Annotated in this window: 5 protein-coding genes and 3 pseudogenes; 6 read left to right on the top strand and 2 right to left on the bottom strand. The window is 37.6% G+C overall.

Annotated elements, in window-relative coordinates:
- Window positions 1-304: 304 nt before the first annotated feature.
- Window positions 305-1,468, bottom strand: a complete 1,164-nt coding sequence (locus tag FTT73_RS15605; RefSeq protein ID WP_100355865.1) for a DNA methyltransferase — start codon at window positions 1,466-1,468, stop codon at window positions 305-307.
- A gap of 291 nt (window positions 1,469-1,759) precedes the next feature.
- Between FTT73_RS15605 and FTT73_RS15600 the strand changes: the two genes are divergently transcribed.
- Together FTT73_RS15600 and FTT73_RS15595 are read left to right on the top strand one after the other, a co-directional pair.
- A complete protein-coding gene (locus FTT73_RS15600) occupies window positions 1,760-2,077 on the top strand; it encodes a hypothetical protein (RefSeq protein ID WP_180191647.1) in 318 nt (105 codons plus the stop codon).
- 142 nt (window positions 2,078-2,219) lie between these two features.
- Window positions 2,220-2,501: pseudogene (locus FTT73_RS15595) on the top strand (RepB family plasmid replication initiator protein); the annotation flags it as partial.
- 70 nt (window positions 2,502-2,571) lie between these two features.
- Here the strand turns inward: FTT73_RS15595 and FTT73_RS15590 are convergent.
- Window positions 2,572-3,045, bottom strand: a pseudogene (locus FTT73_RS15590) (type I restriction enzyme endonuclease domain-containing protein); the annotation flags it as partial.
- Window positions 3,046-3,084: 39 nt separating this feature from the next.
- On the opposite strand from FTT73_RS15590, the gene FTT73_RS15585 reads away from it, so the two are divergent.
- The 4 genes and pseudogenes from FTT73_RS15585 to FTT73_RS15580 form a co-directional block, all read left to right on the top strand.
- A complete protein-coding gene (locus FTT73_RS15585; protein WP_100355863.1) occupies window positions 3,085-3,771 on the top strand; it encodes a hypothetical protein in 687 nt (228 codons plus the stop codon).
- A 3-nt stretch (window positions 3,772-3,774) separates the two neighbouring features.
- Complete coding sequence (locus FTT73_RS16205; protein ID WP_100355862.1) at window positions 3,775-4,332, top strand: hypothetical protein; 558 nt, start codon at window positions 3,775-3,777, stop codon at window positions 4,330-4,332.
- Window positions 4,333-4,388: 56 nt separating this feature from the next.
- Window positions 4,389-4,823 carry a hypothetical protein gene (locus FTT73_RS16200; RefSeq protein WP_100355861.1) on the top strand — a complete coding sequence of 145 codons (435 nt, stop codon included), beginning with the start codon at window positions 4,389-4,391 and terminating at the stop codon, window positions 4,821-4,823.
- Between the two features lie 206 nt (window positions 4,824-5,029).
- A pseudogene (locus tag FTT73_RS15580) lies at window positions 5,030-5,659 on the top strand (IS4 family transposase); the annotation flags it as partial.
- Window positions 5,660-5,910 lie beyond the last annotated feature (251 nt).

Genomic DNA, 5,910 nt, shown 5'->3' with positions numbered 1-5,910 from the left:
ATTAGGCATTCTGTACCGTTAGAGTTTAGATAATTAAATACATATTGTACCGAAATTAAATATTAAGTCTATAAATACGGTTTTTGAGTTGCTTTTTAAGACTTTATTTTGTTCCGTTAGGCTATAGGACAATATGACAGTAAAAATCAAACTATGTTCATAAGAAGATATAGCTAAATACTGAATTTATCAGCACACCTAAAACCCTATAAAAATGGATTTTACAGGCATTTTTATGTGCTGATCTTTTTAGAATTTAGCTATAGCTTGAGCTGTTCAGCAGCTTAAAGTTTTTTCCACAAATTTAATTATTTAAGATGAATCTAAGGTTATTTAAAAGACTTAAATGTCCGAAATTTTTATTTTGTACCTTATACACAGGGCTAGGATTAGCGAACTCATTGGAGATAAATTCTGGAGTTGTAATAGCCCTTGCCAAATTTTTCGAGCAAAAGTCTTTTTCCAAATAACGTAATGTAAATAAAAAGGACTCTATATTAGGTGTTACTGCAATCCATTTTCTATTTAAGTTATTTGCCGCATTCAAACAGACGCTATCAAAGCTGAAAGCATCCAATATTAAAGAGTCTTCATTGGTACTGGATTTAATAATAACCTCATAGGCTTTCTGCAGATTTTTAATTTGGTATGTTGAATTTTTTGCTGATGCTAAGTCCCAATAATCTGTATATCTAACACCGGTATCACTTTTAACATAATCCTTTAAACGTGGATTACCTGTTCTTGACCAATGAATAAGGCCCTGTTGATCAAGTTCATCCATTTTTTCTGGAGAAAAACGCCAGTGCTTACCTTCGGGTGGATTCATATCCCTCCATTGTCTACCAGTTTCACCATGTTTTCGTACACCAGGAACATGTAAAGGCATGAGTCTAAATTGCCCCAGTGCATCCACATGAGGAAACTTTTTAGCTAAATTATCATCTGTGATTGTCTGGACCAGATCATTCCAAATAAAGTTATCTGTTTTGGTATAAAAAAGAATTACCTCATGAGCGGTTTTAGTAAAACCTTTTGATGCTTTAAATGAAGAATTATGGGTTTTTAGTAAAATTTGATTCACACACCTAGCTTCACCAAAAACTTTATCTAATATTACTTGGAATTCACTCATTAGGTGAAGATTGGAAACATGTACATATAGACTACCGTTATCAGTAAGTAATTGTCTCAATAATTCAAAATATTGACGGTAATGTTTAAGTACAGAATCTTTGTTTTTAAAGAGCCCCACAAAAAGAAAAAAATCGATCTCTGGTTTTATAACAATCAGATCAAACTCTTTGGATTGCGAAACAAGTCTATGTAAAGAGTTTATTTCATTCCCAACAATGATATCAAAGTCATTGATTTCATATTTTATTTTTTCAAAATCTTTATCAGAAATACCCGTGTCGCTATTTTCAAAGAAATAGCCAAAAGAAGGGAATGCAACAAACTCATCCATTGAAGTGTCTCAAAAAAAAATAGCTATTTGTATGGATTATATGATTGACAACCTTCATAAAACAAGTTAATTTTTTTGGTAACCAGTTTGGTTACCAAAAAAATTGTTTAAAAAAAAGAGCTTTAAAAACTCTTTTTCCCATTTATTACGATCATAAGAATATGAGGCAATAAACTACGCCACTTGGTAGGTTAGCGTAGGGATTTTTTCATAGTAGATATCGAAAGTAAAGTTATCTATATCCTCATTGTTTCTAGTTCTTGTGATCCTTTACTTTACAAGGATAAATTTATGCCAAATGTGTATTTAACCCACAATAACTTAGACTTGATGTACCGAGAGGAAAAAATCCGGAAGAGTTTTCTGAAAGAGGTCATTAAATCTGTTTTACAGAAGCTGTATGATTTTATGAGTTACGATTCTGGAAATTCATCAAATAAGATGATCACTTACTTTGGATTGAATGGATATTCAAGTCACTCTTCACATCAAGAGAAATTAGAGCAGTGGCTTCAACAAGAAATTTCGGAAGTTTACCTGCATGATATAAGTCAGGAAGAAGTCGTTGAGATTTTATGGAAAAAAATTCTCGATATCATTAGCCATTAATTTTTATACAGGCTGTACTAGATTAATCTAGTACAGCCTGTATATTAAAACCAATTTACAACTAAATTAGTTTCAAATTGGTTTCTATTTAGTTTCATTCTTCCTTTAACTTCTTCAGTGCAAATCTAATAATCCCATTATGGAGCAACATAAAACTGGACGTATGATCGGTGGTTTCTCATTTACGTTCATAACTAAGCAACAACCTAAGGAAGTCACGCACAGCAAAGCTAAGAAGCTAACAGACAAGCAGATTCAATTCTTTGCAAACAAGCTAGCTCACCATGATCCATTTGCAAGCCAAAAAGCTGCAGTAGGGGAAAGCTATGCTGATCTAGAGAAAAGGCTCCTGATTGAACTACAAGATCCCGAGGTTGTCAGAAAGTATTCTAGTGTCCTCAAAGAGTTAGGTCTTGAGATGTGATGTACAACTAGATTAGTTGTTTAAAACAACTAATCTAGTTTTTTAATAGTTGTAATTTGATTGCAAAAAATTAAGCAGCAGAGAGCTCTTCTGCTAATTGCTCAGCCTGTTCAAGCACAGTCTCAGTAGCCAATAAAGCCATATCAGGTGGATAGCCATACTTCTTGAGTAGACGCTTCACAATGACTCTCAGCTTCGCCCTGGCAGCTTCTTTGATGGTCCAATCCAAGGTTACGTTCTTACGAATAGACTCAGTCAGCACAACAGCGAGTTCGCGCAGGATCTCTTTTTGCATCAACTCTCTAGCACTGTCATTGTCTGCAACTGCTGAATAGAACGCATATTCATATTCAGTCAGGTTGAGTTCCTCTGCCATTTTGTCTGACTCTTGGATTGCCTTAGCCAACTTGATGAGCTCATCAATCACTTCGGCTGCAGTCAGTACCTTGTTCTGATAGCCCTTGATCGCAGAGCTCAGCATCTCCATGAGCTTTTTACCTTGCGTGACACTACGCTGCTCTCGCATCTTGATCTCATCGCCTAAACAACAATGACAAACACCGACTAAAAGGGGCGTTTTACGATGAAAAATTCGAACTTGGAGCTTATGCAGAGCGCCTTCGAGAGGCAGAATCAAATAAACCAACTGATCGTGAGCTTGCAGCTGCTCTCACAGACGCTGATCAACTTCGAGAAACTTATCGAGCAAAGCGAGCTGCCTATCATGAACAGTACCACCCTTTTAAACGGGATAGAGAGTACGACAAGATCCATAGAATCCAATCTAAGCTCGATTTTGACCGAGGTGGGGAATCTATCACCACAAGTGCTGCAAGAAGCAACAATGGACTATCTAGTAGCGTTAAAAGCAATCCACGAGCAGATATCGAATACAGATATATCGAAACTCCAACGGCTTTCAGTCTCAATCGAATCGCTGCAGACCGAAATCAACAAAGCAATTGGCAGCATTTCGATAGATCAGAAGAGCATCCAAGCCCAAGTCCAGGCCCAAGTGAAGCAGGCGATAGAAGAGAGCCAAAGCGAGCTAATAGAGACCGGAATTCAGTCGCTATTAAACTCTCAAAAAGCCAAATACATGACATGGGCGAGTACAGTTTTTGGGGGGCTGATGATTTTAATCAGTTTTTATACGATCTATCAGTTCAGTACAAACCTAAAAACCATCCAAGCACAAAAAGAAATGATTCAACAGAATTCACAAACAATTCAGAGCCAACTCAATTACCTAAACAGCATACGGAGATAAGTTATGCAGACCGAGATCGACCAATTTTTGACAGAGCAAAACGCCTTGTTGAGTCAACAAAACAGCTTGTTAGCAGAACAAAACGAAGCCTTGAGTCAACAGGTCAGTTCATTAAAGAATATTTTGACCACTTACAGCGAAGTAGAGCAGAGTTTAAAGGACAAAATCAACAACTTGAACTCAGAGAAAGAAGCTCAACAAGCCTTGATTTTGGCTATGAAAGTAGAACTTTCAAAGCTCGAGCAGGGCGAATTTTCGGAGCAATTACAGCAAGCATTTCAAGAAAACTTGAGAACCCAGTTACAAATGCAATTAACGACAGCATTAAATCAACTGGATTTAAACAGCATTGTCAGCGACCTGGTAAAGATCGAATTAAAATCCATTCAACAGACGCTAGACACACAGCAGACAGACCTGGAGACAGCACTCTCAACCATCTTGCAATTGCAGCTACCCACCGACTTTTACACAGACTTGGAGATGCAAAGCAAGCAGATCAATACGCTTGGGGAAACTGTAGAACGATTAATGACCTTAATCAACAACTTGAACAACTAGAACCCCTAGTCGCTAAAATTCGACCCAAGCCAAAGCCGGCTACAGATTTCCGTGACTTGAGAATTGACGCTTATTACCCTGGTTACGTTGCTGATCACAAACAACTTTCAGCCCAACAACAGCAAGCATACAACGATAATAATCTATTGCAATTGATTGGTTGTGTGCAGAAAAAAGCTCAAAACTTGGAGAAATACATCAGCCAAGCAAGCAGAATGATCAATACATGGGACTATGACAAAATCGAGGAGATCATCAAAAACGACCAACGCATGCTTAACTATCTGAAATGTGAAATTATTTTAGAGCCTCAAAATGACCATTTGAAACATCAAAGAGCGTCATATCAATCGTGTTTAGAGAGTTTTGAGAACATAAAGAGCCATATCCACGAGGTGAAAAAGCCTAATCCGACTCCTCAAAGCGATGTCTTAGAGCAAACTTATGAACCTGAAAAGCAGCCAAATCGTGATTATGATCTAGATTTTTAATTTCAGCATTGATGATATAAACCGTCCGCTTCGATAATAGCAAAAGCGCAGATTCTACAAGCGGACATTTCTATTTGGGGTTTACACAACAAAAAAGGGAGCTGTAAGCCACTGCTGTCCCATAGTTTGATTTAAATAAAAAAACCTGAGTCCGAACAGTTAAAATATGAGTGCAAACAAACACTTTAACGACCAGGATTCAGGTTTTGTCACATCAGAATACCGTATTTCATCAGTTAATTAAACCAGTCTTACGACAAGATTTTGAACGGCTTGCTAAACAACATCATGTTGGGCAGAAATTCAGATCTGCTTCTCGATGGGATCAGTTTATTGCCCTGTTAATGTCCCAACTTTCCTGCCGACAAAGCCTACGGGATATTCAATCCAATCTTGAGTCCCAGCAGGAAAAGCTTAATCATCTCGGAGCAAAGTCTATTCCCCGAAGCACGCTGGCACGAATCAACGAGGAGCAACCTGCTGCCTTGTATAAACAGATGTTTCATCAATTACTGCAATACTGTGAAAAATCAAAAGTAGCCCATAAATTTCGCTTCAAGAATCCTCTGTATTCCCTGGATGCCAGTCACATTGATCTGTCGCTTTCCTTGTGCGCATGGGCCAAAGTTCATGATTCAAAAGCCAGCATGAAACTCAGCATAGGATTGAATCACAGCAATCATATTCCTGAGTTTGTTGCAGTTGAAAATGGTAAAGAAAATGACATGGTACAAGGCCGAAAATTCCAGTTTCCCTCTGGCAGTATTGTGGTCTTTGACAAAGGCTATGTAGATTATCAATGGTATGCGAATCTGACCGCTCAAAATATTGGCTTTGCTGAATAAGCCGTCATGAATAGGTTTGTGCAACAAAGCCCTCTATAGCTCACGGCTTTTGGTTGTTGAGCTTTTTGAGTAGGTGATTGCTTATATTTTATCGTTTGTTTTGTTTTTTTAATAGCTGTATCAATAGCTGTATTGAAAGAGATGCTTGGAAGGATCTGTGCTGCTTCCAGGACATTACTGATCAATTTGGATTGGTATATCAAGTCATGGAGAATAAAGTTGTTGTTCTGGTCCTATATGTT

Origin of the sequence: Acinetobacter sp. YH01006 (assembly GCF_013420445.1) — a bacterium.
Lineage (GTDB): Bacteria > Pseudomonadota > Gammaproteobacteria > Pseudomonadales > Moraxellaceae > Acinetobacter > Acinetobacter pseudolwoffii.
Note: the sequence above shows the minus strand (reverse complement) of the source record. Positions and strands in the feature narration are given on the sequence as shown.